The following is a 23,391-nucleotide window of genomic DNA, read 5'->3' on the forward strand; positions in this document are numbered from 1 at the left end:
CCTGCGGAAGTAGCTCAGTTGGTAGAGCTCCAGCCTTCCAAGCTGGTTGTCGCGAGTTCGAGCCTCGTCTTCCGCTCCAAAAACTTGATGAAAGTTTCTAAAGATCATCACCTGCGGAAGTAGCTCAGTTGGTAGAGCTCCAGCCTTCCAAGCTGGTTGTCGCGAGTTCGAGCCTCGTCTTCCGCTCAACAAAAAAGCCTGCATCTGCAGGCTTTTTTTTATTATATAGGGTAAAGACTGCCTCTATGGGGGTATGTCCTGTTTTTTTACTCTTGTTCAATCTCTATTTTAACGTACTTAAGTCAGTATCGGGATCAACTTCATATGCTGCTTTGTTCTGTTCAAAAATACGGGCAGCTAATGTCCCTTGCAATAGAATGCGATCGCCATAAACGGTGAGCCAGCTTCCCTCACGTAAGCCTACAACTGGCTGAGAATTTAGCGTGTGAAATTCATTAATTCTCGTTTCTCTTGTTTCCCCCATATGCGTAGATCCTGCTAATGGATCTAAATAATGTGGGTTGATATTGAAAGGAACGAAACCAAAAGTTTTGAACGAAGGAGGATAGGTAATCGGCATGTCATTAGTCGTTTCCATGGTCAATCCACAGATATTACTTCCTGCACTACAACCCAAATACGGTGTTCCATTTAGGACAACTGAGGTAATGGTTTGTACCAAATCATGCGCATACAGCTGTTTCACTAGCAAAAAAGTGTTTCCCCCTCCAGTAAAGATTCCCGCTGCTTGTTTGATCGCCTCTTTGGGATCGTCAAATTCGTGTAACCCTTTCACCTCTACCTGGATCGGTTTAAGCGCTTCTCTTACTTTTGCTGTGTAGTCGTCATGACTAATTCCTCCTGGACGGGCATACGGTATAAAAACAATTGTCGATCCCGCCCTAAAGTGGTTCGATAAAGTTGGTAATAGGTACTCCAAGAAACCCTGATTGTGTAAGGTTGAAGTACTCGCTATGATTATATTTTTCATGGTTACTCATTTAGAAGTAACAAAAATAGACTTTATTCGTCAAATGAAAAAGAAGGATTGATTTCAGTTCTTTTTATATTTAACATAACTTTACACGATTATAATTTTGCTTTATGCGATTATAAGATATTTTTACAGACTTCATTAATATATTAGTAGATGAAATTAGTTTTAACCTTTTTGCTGTTGATACTAGGTGTGGGGGTATTTGCTCAAGATAGAGTCCCTTTACACGGGAAAATCGTTTCTCGAAGCAAAGATCTCAAGGGGATTTACGTGTCCAATATTAATACGGGTGATGCTTTGGTAACAGAACAAGGTGGATATTTTACTATTCAAGCACAGGAAAACGATACATTAATGTTCTCCGGACCTTTGTTTATCGGGTACCGCTATGTTTTGGATGACATTGACTTTAAACGCGATATTATATTAATTCCCTTGGAGCCGAATGACTTGAATAGGCAATTGAATGAAATTGTCATTACCCATATGTCTTCTTCCTCTTTGGGACTCGTTCCATCAAATGTAAGACGGTATACTCCTGCGGAAAGACGACTCTATACGGCAACTTCCGGTAGTGGAATTATCCCAGTGAGTGCAATTGTCAATTGGATTAGTGGACGTACAGCTATGTTGAAAAAAGCCTTGAAGTACGAAAAACAAGAGATGAGAAAAGAGAAGTTCCTGAGTGTCATGGATGAATATGTGTTAATTAAAGAATACAGTATCCCCAAAGATTACGTGATTGGTTTTGCGTATTATGTTTCGGATGATGATTTGATGTCGGGCTTTTTAACTGCTAGTGTTGTGGAAAAAGAAAAAATAGCTTCTAGGACAGGAGTACTGGCAATGGAATTTCTCGATTTACTAGGCGATAAAATACATGCCACTGAGGTAAAGGATACTTTAACAATAGAATAGCGAAATTTAAGTCGATAGATTGTGAATAAAAAATAATAAACGTTGTAGATTTGTATCTTAACTAAAAATAGAGTTATGTTTGGAATAGGAGGCGGAGAACTTTTTTTTATCATATTAATCATTTTAATGCTTTTTGGTTCAGATAAAGTACCAGAAATGGCGCGAGCTTTTGGTAAATTCATGGCTCAAGTAAAAAATGCTACAAATGATATTAAACATGAAATCAACAAAAGTGCTGACGAATCAGGTATTAAAAAAGATATAGAAGAAGCTTTGAATTTGGAAGAGCATGTTAACCCGATTAAGGATATGCAACAAGAGCTCGAAAAGCAGAAAGAAGATATTGAAAATATTACAGGGCCAATTAAAAGAAGAAACTAATGTTAGATCGTCTTATTCAACTCGATAAAGAGTGGTTGATTTTTTTTAATGGATTAGGCAGTGAAGCCTATGATCCTTTTTGGTTGTTTATTACCAAACAGCTCAATTGGCTTCCATTTTTTGTGCTATTACTTTATTTAACCTATCGCAAAGTTTCCCTCAAAAAATTAGGAGTTATTTTGTTGCTATTAGCAGGACTTGTCGCTTTTACAGATCAAATGACTAACCTAGTAAAATATACTGTAGGACGACCTAGGCCGTGTAATACAGAAGATATTCAAGCTATGATTCGCATTGTGAAATGTAGCCCTAGTCTGAGTTTCTTTTCTGGACATGCATCAAACTCCATGGCTAATATGCTATTTATGTTTTTGCTGCTAAGACGCTACTACAAACACGGGTATTTGGTGTTTATATTTCCACTGATTTTCGCTTATAGTAGAATCTATCTAACCATGCACTTTCCCTTTGATATTTTAGTGGGGTATTGCTTCGGGTTAGCCGCAGGTACACTCTTCTATCAGATCTTCTTGTGGATCGAAAGAAAATATGACGATAAATTGATCTAATACAAAAAGGGATTTGGTTGCTGCCAAATCCCTTTTTTATTTATCGTACGCGAGATACTGTTAATCCATCTCGAATCGGAAGTAAAACCGTTTCAACTCGAGGATCTTCTTTCAAAAGCTTATTGTATCGATCTAAGGCAAGTGTGCTTTTGTCATTGGCTTTGATTTCTTCAATCACTTTGCCTGACCACAATACATTGTCCGACAAAATAATTCCTCCAGGATTCATTTTATTAATGATCAATTCAAAGTAATTGCTGTAATTTTGTTTATCAGCATCAATAAAAACTAAATCGTATTTTTTGTCAAGTTGTGGAATGATGTCTAACGCACTTCCCAAGTGTTGAGTAATTTGTGAGGCATAGGGAGATAGGTCAAAATACTTGCGCTGAAAATCGTACAATTCTTCATTGACGTCAATGGTGTCTATCGTTCCTTCTGCTTTTAATCCTTCCGCTAAGCTCAAGGTTGCATAACCAGTAAATGTGCCTATTTCCAAAATGTGCATAGGGTGTACTAGTTTGGAGATCATACTTAAGAAACGGCCTTGAAAATGACCACTAAGCATACGTGGTTGTAATACTTTTTGGTGTGTCTCTTTGTCGAGTTGAGCCAGTAATTCAGGTTCGTTCTCACTGTGTTTTGCCGCGTAATCTTCTAATTCTTTGGATATAAAGTGCATATAAGAAGCAATTTTAAATTAAGGGAATTGAGTTGCAAAGATAAAAGGCTTTTGGCAATTCAGCCCTATTTTGACGATTTTATAAGATTGAAGGCTAAATCCTCAAATTCAGCGAAAAAAATTGGTACATTTAACTATCAACAAGAATAATTGATTATGAAAATACTATGGAAATTCCTAAAAGGATTGCTTATACTTATAGCTGGAATCGTCCTACTGGCTTATTTATTTAAGGTAGATTACTTATTTACCGCTGTACGCACGATTTATTTTAATGGTTATAAAACGGCGTTTTTAGATGATTATCACTATTTTCCAACACGAAATATTCCAGCAGGTGAGGCACAACCTTGGCCTGTAGCGAAGGATTACAATACTGTTGCTCCTACAGCCGTTTTGGCAACTACCCACAAAGAGCTGCAAACCATTGGTTTTTTGATTATCAAAAACGACAGCCTTTGGCATGAGGCGTACTATGATTCTTATACAGCAAATAGCAAAACGAATTCGTTTTCCATGGCAAAGAGTGTGGTATCTGCTGCTTTGGGAAAAGCAATTCAACGCGGGGAGATTAAAAGTTTAGAGGATAAAGTAATTCAATACTTACCCGAGTTAAAGGGAAAATACAGCCAAGAGGTTACGGTGGGAGATTTGTCTTCGATGGCTTCTGGTTTGGATTGGGACGAAGGCTATTACAGCCCTTTTTCTATTGTAACGCGTGCCTATTTTGACAAAGATCTCAGAGGGGTGATGATGGGATTAGAGATAAAAGATCAACCAGGACAAGCATTTATCTACAAAAGTGGGGATACTCAATTATTGACCATGGTCTTGGAAAAAGCAACAGGTAAAACGCTAGCGGAGTATGTTTCTACTTATTTTTGGAAACCAATGGGCGCCGAAAATGATGCTTTATGGCAAATCGACCACAAGGGCGATGGAATTGAGAAATCATATTGTTGCTTTACGAGTGGAGCTAGAGATTTTGCTCGATTCGGCAAATTATATAAAGACTATGGCAAGTGGAATGGTGAGCAAATTCTCGACAGTGCTTTTGTAGCTAAATCAATTGTCCCTCGATTTCAAGCAAGTCCAGAGTATGGCTATGGATGGTGGTTGAAGCACTACAAAGGACAAGATTTCTTCTATATGCGTGGCCATCTCGGTCAATTTACCATCGTATCGCCTAAAGACAATGTAATTATTGTGCGTTTAGGTCATGTCAAAGGAGTGCAAACGGAAGAAGATCCGCATAGCAACGACCTGTACACCTATATTGATGAAGCTTATCAAATGTTAGCCCAACGAAATAAATAACCATGTTAGACCGAATTAATTTAGCGCATATTCTCTTTTTAGATATTGAAACAGTTCCTCAAGAGCGCGCATTTAGCATGTTGGATCCAGCTGTACAGGAGTTGTATGAAGAGAAAACGCGCTACCAACGCAAAGGCGAAATTCCTGCAGAGGAGTTTTATGCACAGGCAGGAATTTGGGCGGAATTTGGTCGTATCGTCTGCCTATCTGTCGGGTATTTTACCTACAAAATGGGAGACCGCCAATTTAGAACAACTTCTTTTGTTGGAGAAGAAGTAGATATTCTACAAGCATTTGCCAACTTGTTGAACGCACATTTTAATAGGGCAGAACACCTTTTGTGTGGTCATAATGCAAAGGAATTTGATTTCCCCTATATTGCCCGACGCATGATCATTCACGGACTGAAAGTGCCAGCCAAACTAAATCTAATGGGAAAAAAACCGTGGGAAGTTCCGCATTTAGATACCATGGAAATGTGGAAATTCGGTGATTATAAGCACTATACCTCCCTCAAATTATTGGCGCATATTTTGCAGATTCCCTCCCCTAAAGATGATATTCACGGAGCTGATGTCGCCCGTGTATACTATGAGGATCAAGATCTAGATCGCATTATGCGCTATTGTGAAAAAGATGTTATTACAGTGGCACAAATCGTATTGCGTTTAAGAGGTGAAGCTATTTTAGAACCGGATGAATTGCTGTCAGTCTAAAAAAAAATAGTTAAAAATATTCGTAAATTTGCTTTTTAATAAAAAATAATTTCTAGCTTTGTAGGCAGTAAAAAATAGAGAAAAATATACAATGTTAACAATTCAATCTTATTTTCATAAATCAATGTGGTGTTCAGCTCCAGAGGTGAATGGATTGGGATTGTTATTTTAATGAAGTAAAATAATAAAACAATATACAAAAAGCCTCTGTTGATTCAACAGAGGCTTTTTTTTAAAATTTTATATGATGAGCACGCGAATTCAGTATGTATCCAACCCAGTATGCTATATGTGGATGTTTAGAAAACATTCGCCTATGCGCTCGTTGCCAGAACTGAAGCAAACATCATCGTGTATTTTTTGATAAAAATAATTCAATGTAATATTTCAAGTCCTTTTGGTAACGTACGACGACCAAAAGGGCTTTTTTTTTGAGGTAAAGTGTCGTAGTAAAAAATTAGAAAAAATGAGTAATAAAGTAGTAAAAGTATTGGGATTTTCAGTACGAGAAAGTCAGTTGGCAATCAAAACAGCAAACTTTTCCTTCACTGTAAAAGATGGAAAAGAATTGGTCAAAGAAGCCCAAGTGAATTCAGAAGAATTAATCTTAGCCAAATTAGCGGGAAGTATCCATGCAATTGGAAACTTAATCGGTTTGACTTTAAACGTCGATTTAAAATCAATTCAAATTGAAGTAAGTGGCGTAGTAGATGAAGCTTTGCAGCAGCAACATTTGGATGCAGGGGTATTTAAAAAAATAGAGGTGGTTGTTAAACCGACGTCAACGGCTTCTATTGTTCTATTGAAAGAATGGATTGATGCGGTGAAATTAGCTTGTCCGGTGTTCGCAAATTTTAAACAACAAACACCAACTATCGTAACGTTGGTTAAGGAATACGATCATGTAAATGTAGCTTAATATGTCTGACTTTTGTTTTTTAATTGTGATTTGGTGTTCGTGCTAGAGCGAATCGCTTGTTGCTGCGACATTAAATCACAATTAATTATCTTATTTTTGTTTTGGACACCGTTAACTCATTTTTATGTCAGAACAAACACCGCTACTTCAGGTAAAGGATCTTCAAATTAGTTTTCAACAGAACAAAGATTGGAAACCGATTGTACACCAAGTGTCCTTTGATTTGTACCCCAACCAAATATTGGGGATTGTAGGCGAATCCGGATCGGGGAAATCGGTCAGTTCATTGGCTATTCTGCGGTTGTTACCTGAAAATCAAAGTAAAATTGTTGGGGATATCGTGTTTAATGGACAAGATTTGACTGCTTTTACTGAAGAAGAATACCGACAAATTAGAGGTAATAGAATCGCAATGATTTTTCAAGAACCTATGAGTGCACTCAACCCTTCGATGCGCTGTGGATCTCAAGTGGAAGAAATGCTTCGCTTACATACTAATTTAAAGGGAACTGCCTTAAAGAATAGAGTCATTGAATTGTTTGCGCAAGTAAAACTGCCTGAACCTGTAGAGGCATATCGAAAATATCCACATCAATTATCTGGTGGGCAAAAGCAACGGGTAGTGATTGCTATGGCAATTGCGTGTAAACCGACCTTGTTGATTGCCGATGAACCCACCACAGCACTAGATGTGACAGTTCAAAAAGAAATTATACAGTTGTTAAAAGCTTTACAAGCCGAAACCCAAATGGCGATGATTTTCATTTCCCATGATTTAGGTTTGGTATCGAGTATTGCCGATGAGGTGATGGTGATGTATCGCGGTCAAGTGGTTGAAAAGGGATCGACCTCGTCGGTTTTTAATGCGCCTAAAGAACGTTATACTCAAGCGCTATTGGCAGCACGTCCTTCGAGTCAGGTGCGTTTACAGCGCTTGCCTACGATTCAAGACTTTGTTGACAATCAAGTACCAACAGAAGTAATTAGCCCAGCAGAACGACAAGCTGCTCATGTTCAACTATATGCCCAATCGCCACTTTTAGTGGTCAAAGATGTGGCCAAAGACTATATTTCAAGTGTAGGCCTATGGAGCAAGAAAACCTTTCGCGCCCTAGATCAAATTAACTTCGAAGTATACGAAGGAGAAACATTAGGGCTAGTAGGCGAAAGTGGCTGTGGAAAATCAACCTTAGGCAATGCTATCTTGCAATTGGATCCCGCCTCTTCTGGCGCTATTTTTTATCAAGGAAAAGATATTACACAATTAAAAGGCAAAGCACTTCGTGCATTGCGCAAGGATATTCAAATTATTTTTCAAGATCCTTTTTCTTCTTTAAACCCCAAGCTAACAGTGGGACAGGCAATTATGGAACCCATGATCGTTCATCGATTATTCGGCAATAAAAAAGAGAAGAAACAAAAAGTGCTGCAACTTCTACAACAAGTAGGTTTAACGGAAGAAGCCTTTGATCGTTATCCCCATGAATTTTCAGGCGGACAACGCCAGCGTATCGGGATCGCACGCACCATTGCTGTACATCCCAAATTAATTATCTGCGATGAGTCTGTATCAGCCTTAGATATTTCGGTTCAAGCCCAGGTGCTCAACTTGTTGAATGAACTCAAAGAACAATATAAATTTACCTATATCTTTATTTCACATGACTTAGCTGTTGTCAAGTATATGTCAGACCAAGTGATGGTGATGAACAAAGGACAAATTGAGGAAAAAGGAGAAGCGGATGCTTTGTATGCTCATCCTCAAAAAACGTACACAAAAAAGTTGATTGCTTCTATTTTGGAGTAGGTTTGTGTACGAGGAAAATTATTAGTTGTTTGTTAATTTCAAAAAAAAATCAACACATACCCTTTGTAAGGTTGCAATGAGAATACACAGCAAAGCTTGTGGTAGATTACTGAAATGAAGGATCTAAAAGCATAGGGTGTTTCGATATATTATCATTTTTGTCTAACGGTCGATTGGCAATCGAAAGTGTTTCGTCAAAGTTGCTTTTTTTACTACTGTCTTACAGTGGTAGACGGATTCTTTGGATTCCTACATAGAATTAGACGGTGAAAAAGAAAGAAACGGAGAGAAGCTAGATTTTTTAACTCCCGGTTTTATTTTCGATATGAAAGTTACTCAAGAAAAATTAGTCTTGACTAAGTACAGTGGAGAAACCTTACAGTTTAAGCGTTCAACAAAAATGCTTGATGAGGTTGAATATCCTGCAATTTCAGTATCGGATAAAAAAGCATTAAATTCAACTAGCTGGAGATTGGAAAAGATTCAAGCATTTACTGGAGAACACCGATCTTTTGACCAAGGTGAACACGTGATTTATTCCTTTGGCAGCGATGGAGTGTTTGTGATTAAAAATGCTACTGCTGTGGAAGATAACACATTTGAACGGTTTCTAAAACCTAGAACATTGTCTTATTCGTATCGTTACGATTTTGCATTAGAAAATAGGGAGATACTCTATATAAATGATTTAGGCGGATATAGGATATTATTCACAAATGATGAGCTGAGGCTGGTACAAAATGATGGCTATCTACTTACATTCACGAAGGCATAAAAACGAAAAGGTCAAAAGCATTGCTTTTGACCTTTCTGATTAGAATCCTTGATATTCTACTTCTTTTTCGTCGAAAACGATGCCGTTTTCTTCTAGTTCTTTTAGAATCGGAGCATATACTTCCTCTTCAATTGGCATTTGTACCCCTGGTGTACTAATAATGCCTTTTACTATTTTTAAAGCGGCGATGGCTAACGGTAAACCTACAGTTTTAGCCATAGCTGTATAGGTTTGGTCATCTCCGATACAAATCATTGTCGAGTCAATTTGTTTCTTCTCTCCGTTTAATTCGTATCCAATTTTGTGATACATCACAATCATATCTTTGTCCTCTGGATCTAATGTCCAGCTATCGGCTAAGATTTTTTCCAAAATCTGTGCTGGAGTAGCATTTTTTAAACCAATGATTTTATCTGGATTAAACAGATCTAGTTCCAATAATTTTTCCCAAACAATATCATCTTGATCAATGTTTAAAGCGAGGCGCAGTTTCGTTTCTACAGTATCCGAAGGGTGGTATGGAAGATATAGGTTGATAAACTCGCGGTAAGACATCGTTTCAGAGTTGTCAATTACGTATGTATCATCCGTAATCCCTAATTCTACAAACAAGTTCCACGCTCTAGAATAGCCTACGCGGCGAATGGTACCTCTAAAGATGGTTTTCGCATCGTCTAAGCCGTAAACGCTTTGGTATTTTAAAGAATCGCGGTTGGCATAGGCTTCAAATTTCCCATAGCCTTTTACGTCTAAGAATTCAGTTCTTCTGAATACTTTGTTGTAGGGAATGTATTTATATTGTCCTTCTTGGATGAATTTAGCAGCACCACCTTGTCCCGCTAAAACTACATTACGCGGATTCCAAGTGAATTTGTAGTTCCATAGGTTGTTGTCAGATTCTGGAGCCATTAATCCTCCACAAAAAGACTCAAAAGAAATTACTTTTCCTCCTTTTGCTTTTACCTCGTGAATAATTTTCATGGCACTCATGTGATCGATACCTGGATCTAATCCAATTTCATTCATGAACACCAAGTTGTTGGCTTTTACTTCTTCGTCTAAAGCCGCCATAGCTGGGCTAATATAGGAAGCAGTTGCTAGGTGCTTTTTAAAGCGAATACAATCTTTAGCCAATTCAATATGCAAGGCTGCAGGAAGCATTGAAATGACAATATCGGATTGTTGTACCAATTCTTGTCTTTGTTCGGTATTAAATAAATCAAATTCCTTTGCCGTAGCATTTGGATGTCCCATTGCTTTTTTCTCTGCTAATGCTAAAGACAAGTCGCAAATGGTTAAATGAAGGTTTTCTGTCGTAGATTTTTCAAGTAAATACTTAATAAGTGAAGAGGCAGAACGGCCAGCGCCTACGATTAATATTTCTTTCATTATTTTGTTTTTGGTTGTTTTACGAGTTACGAAAGTAAGGAATTATATAACAAAGGGATATACTATTTGCTAAAAAAAGTTTTGATTGAAAATTGCTGTTACCGAAGAAGTAAAGCAAATTTTGCTTGACTAGTAGCGCATAGGAAGAGCTACATCTGTGTTCAATTGTTCCGGTTTGATTCTACTACAAAAGAAAATATATCTTCTCATTTTTGTACTTGCGATAGGGAGAGAGGACTCTTTTTTTTGATTTTATGGCGTTGAACTCCAGTAGGCTAGTTTAGTTGTGGTTGTTGATGGTTGTGTATAAAGTAAGAGGAAGTCACTATTTAAAAGGGTTTAGTTTCATTATGCGAAGGTTTTATCACGGGTAAAGCATGTTTTGTGTAGATTTATTTTCGGTCTTTCTCTCCTTGTGTTTAAAGGATAATTTGTATCTTCGATCTAAAAATAAATGGGACGAAAAATTATTATAACAGCAACATTATTAGGGGCACTAGGGATCATACTAGGAGCTTTTGGTGCACATGGTTTGAAAAAGATCGTTAGCGAATCCGCTGTAGCTTCCTATGAAGTAGGGGTGCGTTATCAAATGTATCACGTCTTTTTCCTTTTGTTTGTTGGACTATCTACTTTCTTTTCTGACAAGGTAAAAAAGAGAATTTTTACCTTAACATTGATAGGGGTATTGTTGTTTTCAGGATCAATCTACCTACTAACATTCAACGGTTTACCCGGATTTAACGTTAAGTTTTTAGGACCAGTGACGCCAATTGGAGGTGTCTTTATGATTGGAGCATGGATTTATGCTGCAGTTCAGACCCTTAAAACAGGAAAAAGTACGAAAAACTAGTTTTGTGTATCGTTATATTAAATTTATTTCTAAGTTTGCATATTAATTAAAAAGACAACATAACATAATGAAAATGGCTAATACGCAATCAATTTCACTTGAAAAATATGGTATTAAAGATGTTGTAGAGATTGTATATAATCCTTCCTACGATCTTTTATATAATGAAGAAATTAAGTCTGACCTCCAGGGTTTTGAAAAAGGACAAGTAACTGAATTAGGAGCTGTAAATGTTATGACAGGTGAGTTCACTGGTCGTTCTCCAAAAGATAAATACATCGTAAAAGACTCAGTTACTGAGAATACGGTTTGGTGGAACTCTCCAGAATCGCCAAATGACAATAAGCCAATTGACCAAAAAACGTGGGAAGCTTTAAAAGCAACTACTGCCACTGAGTTGTCAGGAAAAAAACTTTATGTTGTTGACGCTTTCTGTGGTGCGAATGAAAATACGCGCTTGAAAGTGAGATTCATTATGGAGGTAGCATGGCAAGCACATTTCGTGAAAAACATGTTCATCCGTCCAACAGAAGAGGAATTGGCAAACTTTGGTGAGCCCGATTTCGTTGTAATGAATGGTTCTAAAGCGACTTTTAAAGACTACAAAGCATACGGATTAAATTCAGAAGTATATATCGCATTCAACTTGACTGAAAAAGTACAAGTGATTGGTGGTACTTGGTATGGTGGTGAGATGAAAAAAGGATTGTTCTCTATGATGAACTATTACTTACCATTGAAAGGAATGGCTTCGATGCACTGTTCAGCAAATAAAGGAAAAGACGGAGATGTTGCTGTGTTTTTCGGCTTGTCTGGAACAGGTAAAACAACCTTATCTACAGATCCAAAACGCGAATTAATCGGAGATGATGAGCATGGATGGGATGATGAAGGGGTGTTTAACTTTGAAGGAGGTTGTTATGCAAAAACAATCAACTTGAGCAAAGAAAACGAACCGGACATCTTCAATGCAATCCGCAAAGATGCTTTGTTGGAAAACGTTACGGTAGACGCTAACGGAATCATCGATTTTAACGATGGATCAGTAACGCAAAACACCCGTGTTTCTTATCCAATTGATCACATTGAAAATATCGTAAAACCTGTGTCAAAAGCTGGTCACGCAACAAAAGTTATCTTCTTAACAGCAGATGCATTTGGCGTTATGCCTCCAGTTTCTAAATTGACACCGGAACAAACTAAATACTATTTCTTGTCTGGATTTACTGCTAAATTAGCGGGTACGGAAAGAGGAGTAACTCAGCCTGAACCTACTTTCTCTGCTTGTTTTGGTAAAGCATTCTTGTCTTTACATCCAACAAAATACGGTGAAGAGTTGGTAAAGAAAATGGAAGAGCACAACGCTACGGCTTATATGGTTAACACCGGGTGGAATGGAACTGGAAAACGTATCTCAATTAAGGATACACGTGCGATTATCGATCGTATCTTAGATGGTTCTATCGAAACTGCAGAAACGAAGATTATTCCTATCTACAACTTCGCAGTGCCAACTGCTTTAGAAGGTGTAGATACTAATATCCTAGATCCTCGTAACACCTATGCTGAAGCTAAAGAATGGGAAGACAAAGCTAAAAATTTAGCAGAGTTGTTCATCAAAAACTTCAACTTATACACAAATAACGATGCAGGGAAAGCGCTTGTAGAAGCAGGACCTCAATTGTAATATAGTACAAAAAAGGAAGCCAGTAGGTTTCCTTTTTTTTTTAGAAAAGGGAAAATGGAAAGGAGAGATAAGTCATGTCTTTACTCACTATGACGATCGTTAGTTGTTTGTTGGGAAGGCTAACATGAAAGAGGGTTTAGGTTCTACTTGAGATTATGCCCTCTTTTATTCTCCTATATCCAATCCAATCTAATAATAAAAAAAGGCTTCCACTTGTGGAAGCCTTTTTTTATTATTTATTTACCTTTTGAATGTATTTTTCAAGAGCCATAGTCATCGATGGTGCTTCAGGTGAAGGCGCCATAATATCTACGCGTAATTCGTGATCTAAGGCTTCTTTTTGTGTTGTTGTACCAAAAACAGCAATTCTGGTGTTGTCTTGGGTAAAATCAGGGAAGTTCATGAATAATGATTTGATTCCCGTTGGACTAAAGAAGGCTAATACATCGTATTTTACATCAGCTAAATCCGATAAATCACTCATAACAGTGCGATAAAACGTTCCTGCCGTCCAATCCACTTTTAACTCACCTAAAATTGTAGGTACTTCTGCATTTAATTGATCTGAAGCGGATAATAAGAATTTCTCGTCTTTGTATTTTTTAATCAAAGGAGCCAAATCAGCAAAGTCTTTTTGTCCGACATAAATTTTTCTTTTGCGATACACCACATATTTTTGTAGGTAAAAGGCAATCGCTTCTGATTGACAAAAGTACTTAAGCGTTTCAGGTACTTTATAGCGCATTTCTTCAGCAACACGAAAGAAATGATCAACTGAGTTCCTACTCGTCAAAATTACAGCTGTAAAGTTGTTTAAATCGATCTTTTGTTGTCTTACGTCCTTAGCTGGTACACCTTCAACGTGTATAAAAGGCCTAAAGTCAATTTTTACTTTATATTTTTGTTCGATTTCAAAGTATGGAGAGTTTTCTACTTTAGGTTCTGGCTGAGAAACCAAAATTGTTTTCACTTTCATAGTTTAATTCTTATTTAGGCTCTAAAGTTTTTAAATGCAAAGTATATTATAAAATAAGGAGCTATTTCAAGGGTGCAAAGATACAAAATAAAATAGAACAACTTATTTAATATCGTTTTTCGATTGTTTTTTATAAAAATAACGTATAAACTAAGATTTGTTAAGATTAACGTAATTCCAATTAGGCTAATGATCATTTGATTGACTATATCGTTGTAAAACAAGATCAAGTCAAGGCCCAATAGATACATGCCAATGTAATTTCTATAGGTTGCTTTTTGTAAATTAAAATGATCTACAAAGTCCTCTATCCCGAAGGTAATTCCGATAATTTTATCGATGAGGTATTTGCCAATAACAAAAAAACAGGTAAAATTCAAAATCTGAATAAAGGACAGCAAGCTATACTGCTCAATAAACCCAAACGACTTAGCAACAATTTGCAAAAAGAAGGTAATGGACAATAGTTGAATAGTCAGAAAAGAAAGGGTAAAACTATTTCGCAGGTTCGTATTGTCTTTGTAGATTTTGAGGTACTTGTCTGAAATAGCCAAGCGTGTAAATTCAGCAAAGCGGATGCTAAAAATAGTTCGGTTTATAGCAATGATGGAAAAGCCCACAAAAAATAGTAGGGTAGCCCAATCCTTGTTGGTTACAATTCTTTCAGTTAATAGTAGATTGTCCATATCATTTGCAAAATTAGCAAAAAAATGTATTTGTCTGACTTTGGTAATTATTTAAGGGTTAACTTTCTATAAAAAGGTTATTTTTGTATCCAAAGTAAAGACAATGAATGCAGGACTAGTTATTATTCCTACCTATAATGAGATTGAAAATATAGCGCAAATAATTGAGGCAGTACTTGAATTGCCCGAGTGTTTTCACGTGCTTATTGTGGATGATAACTCACCTGATGGTACAGCGGCTGTGGTAGAACAACTACAAGCGGAGTACGCAGGCTTACACTTGTTGAAACGAGAGGGGAAAAATGGACTTGGCACAGCCTATGTAGATGGTTTTAAATGGGCCTTGGCTCGAAATTACGCCTATATTTTTGAAATGGACGCTGATTTCTCTCATAATCCAAAGGATTTAAGTCGACTGTTAGCTAGCTGTCAAGCCAAAGGAGGGATGGCTGTGGGGTCGAGATATGTGACAGGCGTGAATGTAGTCAATTGGCCTTTGAATCGCGTATTGTTATCGTATGGCGCCTCCATTTACGTGCGTTGGATCACGGGTATGCCCATTAAAGACACCACGGCGGGCTTTGTGTGTTACACCAAAGAAGTCTTGGAAAGCATGGATCTCGATCGCATACGATTTGTGGGCTATGCCTTCCAAATTGAGATGAAGTACCGCGTCTACGTCAAAAAATTTCCGATCACTGAAGTCCCTATCATTTTTACTGATCGCACAAGAGGAGAGTCTAAAATGTCCAAAGGCATTATCAAAGAGGCCATTTTTGGGGTGATGAGCTTGAAAATTAGAAAACTACTAAACAAACTATAATGAACAACTACTTAATTAAAAACGGAAACTTAGTCAACGAAGGAATCGTCAAGAAAGGAGATATCCTGATTCAAGAGGGGAAAATCGCACGTATAGCCGATTCAATTGAAGCGACGGAAGGGATGCAGTGTATTGATGCAACGGGAAAATACGTCATTCCTGGGATGATTGATGACCAAGTGCATTTTCGCGAACCGGGATTGACGCATAAAGGTGATATCGAATCCGAATCAATAGCAGCTGTTGCTGGGGGGATTACCTCTTTCATTGAGCAACCCAATACGGTTCCTAATGCAGTAACCCAAGAATTGTTAGAACAAAAATATGATATTGCTGCCTCTAAATCTTATGCGAATTACTCGTTTATGATGGGGGGAACAAACGATAACTTAGCGGAATTATTGAAAACTAATCCGCGCAATGTAGCGGGGATTAAACTATTTTTAGGGTCTTCTACAGGAAATATGTTAGTGGATCGTCAAGATGTTTTGGAAAAAATATTTTCTAGTACGTCTATGTTAATTGCCGTACACGCAGAAGATGAAGGCACGATTCAGGCTAATCTGCAGCAACACAAAGCCCAATATGGCGAAGATATTCCCGTGCAATGCCACCCGATTATTCGCAGCGAAGAAGCGTGCTACTTGTCTTCTTCTAAAGCGATAGAATTGGCGAAGAAAACGGGCGCTCGTCTACACGTATTTCACCTGTCTACAGGGAGAGAAACGGCTTTGTTTCGCAATGACATTCCGCTAAAAGACAAAAAGATTACAGCCGAGGTTTGTGTGCACCACTTGTGGTTTACTGATAAAGATTACGATTCAAAAGGGAATTTTATCAAGTGGAACCCTGCCGTTAAAACGGAAAAGGACAGAGAAATGCTTTGGGAAGCGTTGTTGGATGATCGTATTGACGTTATTGCAACGGATCACGCTCCACATACCAAAGAGGAAAAATCAAAGGCATACGGACAAGCCCCCTCTGGTGGTCCCTTGGTTCAACATGCATTAGTTTCACTTTTTGAAGCCAAAAAACAAGGTCGAATTACTGTGGAAAAAATTGTCGAAAAAACAGCGCATAATCCAGCCATTCTCTTTCAAGTAGAAAAAAGAGGATTTTTAAAAGAAGGATATCACGCTGATATTGTGTTGATTGATCCAACGAACAGTTGGGAAGTGAACAGCTCGAATATATTGTATAAATGCGGATGGTCGCCATTTGAAGGTGAAACATTCTCTTCTAAAATAACCCATACGTTTGTCAATGGTTGCTTGGTTTATGAAAATGAACAAGTAAAAGATATTCGTTGCGGACAAAGATTGCTTTTTGAACGTTAGTAGTACAAAAATGAAAAATATACTAGTTGCCTTTTTTGCGGTTCTTTTTTTGTCGGCCTGTCAGGACAAGATAACAAAGCCCAATCCATTTATTGAGGAGTCGAAAATGGAAAATATCTTATATGATGTAACGCTATTATACGGTACGCAAAATACCAACTCCTTTTTTGCTGATACTGTACAGCCTATACGCATGGGGGATATTTTTAAAAAATACGATATTGATAGCTTGACCTTTGTCGAGAATAACCGCTATTATATCGCCTTAAAAAAGAATGTGTATTTCGATATGCAGACACGGGTGATGAATCGATTGAAAAAAGAAGAGCAACGCCTTGACACGCTTTCAAGTAAACCAGAACTAGAAAAAGTAAATGTATTGAAGCAAGCTAAAGAGCTTTACGATCCAACGTCAGATTCTTTAACTAGTACTACAGGAAGCAAAGCTGCGAAAGGCGATACACCTACTGCAGTGAAACAAATAAACAAAAGTTTGCTTAAATCTGCACCAATAAGTCGAAAAGTACAAGGAGTCGAGGAGGAGTAAATTAAGCATAAAATTGAAACTACTTAAAATCTTTGCTAGTAGCTGCTAAAAATTCGGTATAAGGCGAAAAAGTAAACGACAGCGTTTGTTTAATTTTCGAAGAGTCATAACAATACTTACTAAGAGAAGCTTTCGCGATTGCACGTGTAAAGCTTCTTTTTTTTGGGGTGACTAAAGAAACAAAGCCATCCAATCGCCAGGCAATTGATAGTCCAAGGCGGTTAACTTTAAAACGCGCGGTTTTTTTATGCAATAAATTGGCGATTTCACTTAGCAATTCTCGATTGGATACATTGGCAGCAACGAGCAGATAACGTTCGTTTTTACGAGGGCTGTGCATCAATTGACGCATAGCTGAAACCACATCTTCTACGGCTACGATTGCAGTAGTTCCCGCGGTATAAAAAGGAAATCCGCGCCCTACTTTAGAAAATAACGCACCACTGCCTTCGCTTTCAAACCCACGCCCAAAGATAACGCCAGGGTTGACAATTACAACGGATAAACCTTCTTGAGTGCCTCGCCATACTTCCATTTCTGCACCAAACTTACTCAAGGCATAATCGCTGTGGTAAAGCTCAGGATTCCATTCTGTTTCTTCTGTAATGGGAATTTTTGGGTCCAATGATTCGCCTACTGCGGCGATGGAACTGACATGACACAACTTTTTGACTCCATAAGCCAAACATAAATTAACAATATTAGCCGTACCTTCAATATTGGTTTTGCGCAATTTTTTTTCGTCTTTTGGATCAAAAGACACAAGAGCCGCACAGTGATACACATGGGTAACTGAAACAAAAGCTTCTTCTAGGGCAGGTAGATCTAGGATATCAGCTTTTTGCCAAGCGATGTGCTCAAATAATTCAAGGGCTTGATGTAAAGCAAAGACGTTTTTCGTTTTTGCTATACGCTTTTCATCTCGATAGATTGCACGAACATCTTGCTCCCCCTGTTGAAGAAGATGTAAAAGAAGGTAACTCCCTACTAAACCTGTGGCACCTGTAACCAATATCATAATAAACAAATGTAAAGGTTATGTTTTAGATTGTGAAAGAATAGGAGTAAAAGTTTTAAAGTAACGCCCGTATTTTCAGTGGATTGTTTTGAAGAGTTTGAAAGCAATAAAAATGCAGATGTATCAAAAAAAAGTTCTAATCACGCAAGGAATTGAACTATCTTTGCATAAAATATAATTAAATGAAAAATTTTATTGAAGAAGTGACTTGGAGAGGAATGCTCCACGACGTTATGCCAGGCACTGAAGAACATTTGTTGGAGCAGATGCGTGCAGCGTATGTGGGAATTGACCCAACAGCGGATTCATTGCATATTGGACATTTAGTAGGTGTAATGCTTTTAAAGCATTTTCAGATGGCAGGGCACAAACCAATTGCCTTAATTGGTGGGGCTACTGGAATGGTAGGAGATCCTTCTGGAAAATCTAATGAACGCAATTTATTGTCGGAAGAAGCTTTGCGTCACAATCAGCAGGCAATCAAAGCCCAATTAGAACGTTTCTTAGATTTTAACTCTGGTGCAGCTAACGCAGCAGAACTAGTGAATAACTACGATTGGATGAAAGATTTTTCGTTCCTAGAATTCATTAGAACCGTTGGAAAACACATTACAGTAAACTATATGATGGCGAAAGATTCTGTAAAGAAACGCCTAAATGGTGAATTCCAAGATGGAATGTCTTTTACTGAATTCTGTTATCAATTGTTGCAAGGGTACGATTTCTTGCACTTGTTCCAAGCCAAAAACGTAACCTTGCAAATGGGAGGTTCGGATCAATGGGGAAATATTACGACGGGAACGGAGTTAATTCGCCGTACGATAAGCGAAAAAGCTTATGCGTTGACTTGTCCGCTCATCACAAAAGCAGATGGAACAAAGTTTGGTAAATCAGAAGGTGGAAATATTTGGCTGTCAGCTGAGTATACATCTCCGTATAAATTCTACCAATATTGGGTAAATGTGTCAGATGCCGATGCTGAAAAATACATCAAGATCTTTACTTTTATCGGTCGTGAAGAAATTGAAGCTTTGGTAAAAGAACATCTCGAGGCTCCTCATTTACGCGTATTGCAAAAGCGATTAGCTGAAGAGGTAACAACGATGGTACACGGCACAGAACAATTGGAAAATGCAATTAAAGCATCGGGGATCTTATTCGGAAATTCATCTGCAGATGACTTGAAACAATTAGATGCTAAGACATTTTTAGAGGTTTTTGACGGAGTTCCTCAAGCCGAAGTAACCAAAGCTGATGTAGAAGCAGGAATGCCAATCATCGAAGTCCTAGCCGCTAAAAGTGGTTTTATGCCATCAAATGGTGAAGCTCGTCGATCACTTCAAGCTAACGCTATTGCTGTAAATAGAGAAAAAGTAACCGAAGACTATGTGGTTACTACAGCAGATTTGATCAACGATCAGTTCATCCTCCTACAAAAAGGAAAAAAGAACTACTTTGTTTTACATGTAAAGTAATCAAAATAAACACAATAGAACAAAAAAAGGCTATCTCTATACAACAGAGATAGCCTTTTTTGTATAAATCTACCATATACATGGTATTTACTCCATTGATCTGAGCTCTTATCTTTGCCCTATCAAAACAAAATGATAGTTCCTTGAGGCGACCAAGTTGGTCCGTCGATGGGATCAACATCTAAAAAAGTAGTATTATGCAGTCAATCGTTTTTTTACCTACAATGACTTCTTCTTTTTCTTATGATCAACATGGAGTGTCTTCTTCAGTGTCGATGAAGTGCTGCATGAATTTGTGTTGCATTTAGCACGCCTTCATTTCTAGGGTTTCCCGGGGGGGAATAAACCCATATCTTTTTAATTATAACATTTTTTTTATTAATGTATTGATGGAATTATTCGTCAATCAAAGGGATAATTTATGCAAAAAATTTTACAAATTGTTTTTGTTCTGATTGGAGTATATCAGATGCAAGCACAAGAAATTACGCTAAAAGGTACAGTTTCTGATGTTGGAGGAAGTTTACCAGGAGTAAGTGTAATCGTGGAAGAAACAGGTAAGGGAGTGGCAACAGATTTCGATGGAAATTACGCCATCAGAGTAGAGCCAAACCAAACCGTTGCCTTCTCGTTTATAGGGTATGTAACGAAAAAAGTAAAAGTTTCCAATCAAACGGAACTCAATATTTATTTAGAGGCGGCGGCCGAAAACTTGGAAGAAGTTGTTATTCATATACCGTATGGTACAGCGAATAAGAAAACGTATACAGGATCAGTTGGATTAGTTAGCGCTAAAACGATTGGACAGTCTCAAGTGAGCAATGTGTCAAGAGTTTTAGAAGGTTCGGTAGCAGGGGTTCAATCGTTTGCAGCAAGTGGACAACCCGGTTCGGAAGCGGAAATACGCATTCGTGGGATAGGTTCAGTCAATGCAGGTAGTAGACCTTTATATGTAGTAGATGGAGTGCCTTATGAAGGGGGTCTATCTACTATTGCACCGGCAGATATTGAATCTATTTCCGTTTTAAAGGATGCTACATCCGCAACTTTATATGGATCTAGAGCGGCAAATGGTGTGGTGATGATTACCACCAAAAGAGGGGTGAAAAATCAAGATCCTCAAATCGAAATATCGGCCAAGTACGGAACCTCTAGTAGAGCGCGAAGTGATTATAAAACCATGGGAACCAATCAATACATGGAAATGTATTGGGAAGCAATGCGAAATGGACGCATGGACACCGCGGGAGAAGATTGGGCAACTGCTTCTCAATATGCAACCGCAAACTTAATAAATGCTATAGGAATCAATCCCTATGGTTTAGATAACCCTGAACCTGTTGGAACAGACGGGAAGTTACGTGCTGGCTTACGTCCGTTGTGGAATGACGATTGGACAGATGCCTTGTCTCAAAATGCCAATTATACGGATTTGAATATTCGTGTATCGGGTGGAGGAGAACGTACAAGGTATTTTGTGTCGGGAGGATTCTTAAACAACCAAGGATATGTAAAAGAATCGGGCTTTAAGCGATTTAATTTCCGATCTAATATTGTGATGGACGCCAAAAGTTGGTTGGAGTTAGGACTGAATGCTTCGGCTTCACATTCCATTCAAGATTATCCTAAACAAGATGATAGTGCAATCTCAAACGTAATCGGATTTGGACGAAATATGCCTTCTTTTTATCCGATTTATGAACGAGACCTAACAACAGGAGCTTATATAATAGATCCTGAAACGGGAAGTCGAGTATTTGATTTCGGTAACTACAGAGCGAGTTCCTATGCACGTCACAATTTAGTGGCTACGCTTCCGCTAGACAAAGCAGAAAACAAAACGGACTTTGCATCTGTTCGCACCTACGCCCAAGTGAAGTTCTTAGATAATTTGAAATTTAAAACTTCATTAAACGTCGATTACAACAGTGTGTATAATCACAATGTAACCAACCCAGAAGTAGGACCATCAAGTTCTACCGGAGGTGGAGTAAGTATGAGAAATACTCGTACCACAAGTATGACCTATAACAACGTATTGAATTACGACCTCGACCTCGATGATAAAAATAGTATAGGTGTTATGGCTGGACAAGAGTTCTACCAATACAAATCCAACTATTTTGGCGGAATGAGAGAACAGTTAATTATGTTGGGCTATGAACAACCAGATGCGGCTTCTCGATTAGCTGATTTCTACGGAAAAGCAGATGAGTATAGCATCTTTAGTTTGTTCGGAAATCTGCAGTATTCATACGATAAGAAATACTATGTATCGGGATCTTTCCGCCGAGATGAATCTTCTCGTTTCGCTCCGGGACATCGTGCTGCCTCATTCTGGTCCTTAGGTGCTTCTTGGCGACTGATAGACGAAGACTTTATGCAAAAGTATAGAGATTCGTGGTTGAATGAATTAATGGTTCGCGCTAGCTATGGAGCTCAAGGGAATGACAATGTGGAATACTATGCATATCAGGCATTATTCGCCATTAATAATAATTTAGGTGATCCAGGTTTGGTTGCTTCTCGTTTAGGATCGTCCTCTGTAAGCTGGGAGACCAATATGAATCTAAACGTAGGTTTCGATTTCGGCATGTTCAATAACCGATTAACTGGTACACTAGAGTATTTCGAACGCGCATCTAAAGACTTGCTGTTTAATAAAGAATTATCACCTTCCCTTGGCTACAACTCTGTCCTGCAAAATATTGGGAAAATGAAAAACTATGGATGGGAATTGTCGTTAGAAGGAACTCCGATTCTGACAGATGATTGGAAATGGAGCGTTGGAATGAATATCACTACCTATAAAAATAAAATTCAAGCACTTCCAACAGCGGAGATGTTTAGCGGTACAAAAAAATGGGTAGAAGGAGGTTCGCTATATGATTTTTACTTGATTGAATGGGCAGGTCTTAACCCGGAGACAGGAAGACCTAGATGGTATGGAACAGATGCTAATGGCGAGCGTTTTATCACAGAAAATTACAGCGATTTAAAAGATAAAGACAAAGTGAAAAGTGGAAATTCTCTACCCAAGTTTTCAGGGGGATTCCAAACGGATCTTTCCTATAAAAATTGGCAGTTAATCGCAAACTTTTCCTATGCTGTTGGAGGGAAAATTTACAATAGCGATAAGTTGAGTTTGATGAGGCAAAACGCTGGAGGTACTTCGTGGAGTGTGGATATGTTAGATCGATGGACTCCAGAAAATACAGGTGCTGATGTAGCGCGATTGACAACGTCATCGGCTAATAGCTGGACCAATACCTCCACTCGATTTTTAGTAGATCGCTCGTTCTTAAAGTTGAAAAACTTGTCCGTAGCCTATAATTTTCCAAAAGAGTGGTTGCAGAAAGTAAACATAGGACAAGCTTCTGTTTATTTACAAGCTGAAAATCTACTTACCTGGACCAAACAACAAGGGTTAGACCCGGAACAAACGTATGATGGAACAACCTATTTCCGCTATCCTGCGATGAAAACAATTTCAGTGGGAGTAAACTTAAAATTATAAAA

21 protein-coding genes and 2 tRNA genes are annotated in these 23,391 nt (G+C 38.1%); 17 read left to right on the forward strand and 6 right to left on the reverse strand.

Annotated features, from left to right (window positions below; all coding sequences use genetic code 11):
* Positions 1 to 3: 3 nt before the first annotated feature.
* Together HX062_RS05880 and HX062_RS05885 are read left to right on the forward strand one after the other, a co-directional pair.
* A tRNA-Gly gene (locus HX062_RS05880) sits at positions 4 to 79 on the forward strand.
* Between the two features lie 34 nt (positions 80 to 113).
* Positions 114 to 186: transfer RNA gene (locus tag HX062_RS05885), tRNA-Gly, on the forward strand.
* Positions 187 to 283: 97 nt separating this feature from the next.
* On the opposite strand, the gene pepE is transcribed toward HX062_RS05885, so the two are convergent.
* Complete coding sequence (gene pepE, locus HX062_RS05890) at positions 284 to 991, reverse strand: dipeptidase PepE (protein ID WP_286466783.1); 708 nt, start codon at positions 989 to 991, stop codon at positions 284 to 286.
* A 159-nt stretch (positions 992 to 1,150) separates the two neighbouring features.
* Between pepE and HX062_RS05895 the strand changes: the two genes are divergently transcribed.
* The 3 genes from HX062_RS05895 to HX062_RS05905 all read left to right on the forward strand — a co-directional run bounded on the left by HX062_RS05895 (position 1,151) and on the right by HX062_RS05905 (position 2,865).
* On the forward strand, positions 1,151 to 1,915 hold the full coding sequence (locus tag HX062_RS05895; RefSeq protein WP_286466785.1) for a hypothetical protein: 765 nt from the start codon (positions 1,151 to 1,153) through the stop codon (positions 1,913 to 1,915).
* A gap of 75 nt (positions 1,916 to 1,990) precedes the next feature.
* Positions 1,991 to 2,296, forward strand: coding sequence for a Sec-independent protein translocase subunit TatA/TatB (locus HX062_RS05900; protein ID WP_182627818.1), 306 nt, complete (start codon positions 1,991 to 1,993; stop codon positions 2,294 to 2,296).
* Positions 2,296 to 2,865 (forward strand): phosphatase PAP2 family protein, encoded by a 570-nt coding sequence (locus HX062_RS05905; protein WP_286466786.1) that lies wholly within the window; start codon positions 2,296 to 2,298, stop codon positions 2,863 to 2,865. Before HX062_RS05900 ends, HX062_RS05905 begins: the two co-directional genes overlap by 1 nt.
* A gap of 40 nt (positions 2,866 to 2,905) precedes the next feature.
* Here HX062_RS05905 and HX062_RS05910 read toward each other — a convergent pair whose 3' ends face one another.
* Complete coding sequence (locus HX062_RS05910; RefSeq protein ID WP_182627814.1) at positions 2,906 to 3,547, reverse strand: O-methyltransferase; 642 nt, start codon at positions 3,545 to 3,547, stop codon at positions 2,906 to 2,908.
* 156 nt (positions 3,548 to 3,703) lie between these two features.
* Between HX062_RS05910 and HX062_RS05915 the strand changes: the two genes are divergently transcribed.
* The 5 genes from HX062_RS05915 (at position 3,704) to HX062_RS05935 (ending at position 9,081) form a co-directional block, all read left to right on the forward strand.
* Entirely contained in the window at positions 3,704 to 4,864 is a 1,161-nt protein-coding gene (locus HX062_RS05915; protein WP_286466787.1) for a serine hydrolase domain-containing protein, read from the forward strand.
* Positions 4,865 to 4,866: 2 nt separating this feature from the next.
* Positions 4,867 to 5,580: a 3'-5' exonuclease gene (locus HX062_RS05920; RefSeq protein WP_286466788.1), complete on the forward strand. Its 714-nt coding sequence runs from the start codon at positions 4,867 to 4,869 to the stop codon at positions 5,578 to 5,580.
* A gap of 466 nt (positions 5,581 to 6,046) precedes the next feature.
* Positions 6,047 to 6,499 (forward strand): OsmC family protein, encoded by a 453-nt coding sequence (locus tag HX062_RS05925; RefSeq protein ID WP_182627808.1) that lies wholly within the window; start codon positions 6,047 to 6,049, stop codon positions 6,497 to 6,499.
* Between the two features lie 124 nt (positions 6,500 to 6,623).
* Positions 6,624 to 8,306 (forward strand): ABC transporter ATP-binding protein, encoded by a 1,683-nt coding sequence (locus HX062_RS05930; protein WP_286466789.1) that lies wholly within the window; start codon positions 6,624 to 6,626, stop codon positions 8,304 to 8,306.
* A 241-nt stretch (positions 8,307 to 8,547) separates the two neighbouring features.
* The gene (locus HX062_RS05935; protein ID WP_182627804.1) at positions 8,548 to 9,081 is read left to right on the forward strand and encodes a hypothetical protein; all 534 of its coding nucleotides are present in this window, start codon (positions 8,548 to 8,550) and stop codon (positions 9,079 to 9,081) included.
* A 39-nt stretch (positions 9,082 to 9,120) separates the two neighbouring features.
* Here the strand turns inward: HX062_RS05935 and HX062_RS05940 are convergent, their stop codons facing one another.
* Entirely contained in the window at positions 9,121 to 10,470 is a 1,350-nt protein-coding gene (locus tag HX062_RS05940) for a saccharopine dehydrogenase family protein (RefSeq protein WP_182627802.1), read from the reverse strand.
* Between the two features lie 454 nt (positions 10,471 to 10,924).
* Here HX062_RS05940 and HX062_RS05945 point away from each other — a divergent pair, with 454 nt between their 5' ends.
* The gene (locus HX062_RS05945) at positions 10,925 to 11,323 is read left to right on the forward strand and encodes a DUF423 domain-containing protein (RefSeq protein WP_182627800.1); all 399 of its coding nucleotides are present in this window, start codon (positions 10,925 to 10,927) and stop codon (positions 11,321 to 11,323) included.
* A 67-nt stretch (positions 11,324 to 11,390) separates the two neighbouring features.
* The gene (pckA, locus tag HX062_RS05950; protein ID WP_430530241.1) at positions 11,391 to 13,010 is read left to right on the forward strand and encodes a phosphoenolpyruvate carboxykinase (ATP); all 1,620 of its coding nucleotides are present in this window, start codon (positions 11,391 to 11,393) and stop codon (positions 13,008 to 13,010) included.
* A gap of 232 nt (positions 13,011 to 13,242) precedes the next feature.
* Here pckA and HX062_RS05955 read toward each other — a convergent pair whose 3' ends face one another.
* Both HX062_RS05955 and HX062_RS05960 read right to left on the reverse strand, forming a co-directional pair.
* A complete protein-coding gene (locus tag HX062_RS05955) occupies positions 13,243 to 13,986 on the reverse strand; it encodes a uroporphyrinogen-III synthase (protein WP_182627796.1) in 744 nt (247 codons plus the stop codon).
* A gap of 14 nt (positions 13,987 to 14,000) precedes the next feature.
* Positions 14,001 to 14,672: a DUF4271 domain-containing protein gene (locus HX062_RS05960; protein ID WP_182627794.1), complete on the reverse strand. Its 672-nt coding sequence runs from the start codon at positions 14,670 to 14,672 to the stop codon at positions 14,001 to 14,003.
* Between the two features lie 103 nt (positions 14,673 to 14,775).
* Here HX062_RS05960 and HX062_RS05965 point away from each other — a divergent pair, with 103 nt between their 5' ends.
* From HX062_RS05965 to HX062_RS05975, 3 genes are read left to right on the forward strand one after another with little or no spacing between them, the layout of a single operon-like run.
* Complete coding sequence (locus HX062_RS05965; protein WP_182627792.1) at positions 14,776 to 15,495, forward strand: polyprenol monophosphomannose synthase; 720 nt, start codon at positions 14,776 to 14,778, stop codon at positions 15,493 to 15,495.
* On the forward strand, positions 15,495 to 16,832 hold the full coding sequence (locus HX062_RS05970) for a dihydroorotase (RefSeq protein WP_286466791.1): 1,338 nt from the start codon (positions 15,495 to 15,497) through the stop codon (positions 16,830 to 16,832). The genes HX062_RS05965 and HX062_RS05970 overlap by 1 nt, the downstream gene beginning before the upstream one ends.
* A gap of 10 nt (positions 16,833 to 16,842) precedes the next feature.
* Positions 16,843 to 17,379 carry a DUF4296 domain-containing protein gene (locus HX062_RS05975; RefSeq protein ID WP_286466792.1) on the forward strand — a complete coding sequence of 179 codons (537 nt, stop codon included), beginning with the start codon at positions 16,843 to 16,845 and terminating at the stop codon, positions 17,377 to 17,379.
* Positions 17,380 to 17,398: 19 nt separating this feature from the next.
* On the opposite strand, the gene HX062_RS05980 is transcribed toward HX062_RS05975, so the two are convergent.
* On the reverse strand, positions 17,399 to 18,397 hold the full coding sequence (locus HX062_RS05980; protein ID WP_286466793.1) for an NAD-dependent epimerase/dehydratase family protein: 999 nt from the start codon (positions 18,395 to 18,397) through the stop codon (positions 17,399 to 17,401).
* Positions 18,398 to 18,579: 182 nt separating this feature from the next.
* Here HX062_RS05980 and tyrS point away from each other — a divergent pair, with 182 nt between their 5' ends.
* Together tyrS and HX062_RS05990 are read left to right on the forward strand one after the other, a co-directional pair.
* Positions 18,580 to 19,872 (forward strand): tyrosine--tRNA ligase, encoded by a 1,293-nt coding sequence (gene tyrS / locus HX062_RS05985; RefSeq protein WP_182627785.1) that lies wholly within the window; start codon positions 18,580 to 18,582, stop codon positions 19,870 to 19,872.
* Between the two features lie 421 nt (positions 19,873 to 20,293).
* The gene (locus HX062_RS05990; RefSeq protein WP_286466794.1) at positions 20,294 to 23,389 is read left to right on the forward strand and encodes a SusC/RagA family TonB-linked outer membrane protein; all 3,096 of its coding nucleotides are present in this window, start codon (positions 20,294 to 20,296) and stop codon (positions 23,387 to 23,389) included.
* The last annotated feature ends 2 nt before the right edge of the window (positions 23,390 to 23,391 follow it).

Origin of the sequence: Myroides sp. DF42-4-2, from assembly GCF_030326445.1 — a bacterium.
Lineage (GTDB): Bacteria > Bacteroidota > Bacteroidia > Flavobacteriales > Flavobacteriaceae > Flavobacterium.

Excerpts from the sequence above, each read along its gene's own strand:
- pckA (WP_430530241.1), top strand. The coding sequence starts at position 11,391 with ATGAAAATGGCTAATACGCAATCAATTTCACTTGAAAAATATGGTATT.
- HX062_RS05925 (WP_182627808.1), top strand. The coding sequence starts at position 6,047 with ATGAGTAATAAAGTAGTAAAAGTATTGGGATTTTCAGTACGAGAAAGT.
- HX062_RS05900 (WP_182627818.1), top strand. The coding sequence starts at position 1,991 with ATGTTTGGAATAGGAGGCGGAGAACTTTTTTTTATCATATTAATCATT.
- HX062_RS05975 (WP_286466792.1), top strand. The coding sequence starts at position 16,843 with ATGAAAAATATACTAGTTGCCTTTTTTGCGGTTCTTTTTTTGTCGGCC.
- HX062_RS05965 (WP_182627792.1), top strand. The coding sequence starts at position 14,776 with ATGAATGCAGGACTAGTTATTATTCCTACCTATAATGAGATTGAAAAT.
- HX062_RS05895 (WP_286466785.1), top strand. The coding sequence starts at position 1,151 with ATGAAATTAGTTTTAACCTTTTTGCTGTTGATACTAGGTGTGGGGGTA.
- HX062_RS05970 (WP_286466791.1), top strand. The coding sequence starts at position 15,495 with ATGAACAACTACTTAATTAAAAACGGAAACTTAGTCAACGAAGGAATC.
- HX062_RS05945 (WP_182627800.1), top strand. The coding sequence starts at position 10,925 with ATGGGACGAAAAATTATTATAACAGCAACATTATTAGGGGCACTAGGG.
- pepE (WP_286466783.1), bottom strand. The coding sequence starts at position 991 with ATGAAAAATATAATCATAGCGAGTACTTCAACCTTACACAATCAGGGT.
- HX062_RS05990 (WP_286466794.1), top strand. The coding sequence starts at position 20,294 with ATGCAAAAAATTTTACAAATTGTTTTTGTTCTGATTGGAGTATATCAG.
- HX062_RS05940 (WP_182627802.1), bottom strand. The coding sequence starts at position 10,470 with ATGAAAGAAATATTAATCGTAGGCGCTGGCCGTTCTGCCTCTTCACTT.
- HX062_RS05905 (WP_286466786.1), top strand. The coding sequence starts at position 2,296 with ATGTTAGATCGTCTTATTCAACTCGATAAAGAGTGGTTGATTTTTTTT.
- HX062_RS05960 (WP_182627794.1), bottom strand. The coding sequence starts at position 14,672 with ATGGACAATCTACTATTAACTGAAAGAATTGTAACCAACAAGGATTGG.
- tyrS (WP_182627785.1), top strand. The coding sequence starts at position 18,580 with ATGAAAAATTTTATTGAAGAAGTGACTTGGAGAGGAATGCTCCACGAC.
- HX062_RS05915 (WP_286466787.1), top strand. The coding sequence starts at position 3,704 with ATGAAAATACTATGGAAATTCCTAAAAGGATTGCTTATACTTATAGCT.
- HX062_RS05930 (WP_286466789.1), top strand. The coding sequence starts at position 6,624 with ATGTCAGAACAAACACCGCTACTTCAGGTAAAGGATCTTCAAATTAGT.
- HX062_RS05910 (WP_182627814.1), bottom strand. The coding sequence starts at position 3,547 with ATGCACTTTATATCCAAAGAATTAGAAGATTACGCGGCAAAACACAGT.
- HX062_RS05980 (WP_286466793.1), bottom strand. The coding sequence starts at position 18,397 with ATGATATTGGTTACAGGTGCCACAGGTTTAGTAGGGAGTTACCTTCTT.
- HX062_RS05955 (WP_182627796.1), bottom strand. The coding sequence starts at position 13,986 with ATGAAAGTGAAAACAATTTTGGTTTCTCAGCCAGAACCTAAAGTAGAA.
- HX062_RS05920 (WP_286466788.1), top strand. The coding sequence starts at position 4,867 with ATGTTAGACCGAATTAATTTAGCGCATATTCTCTTTTTAGATATTGAA.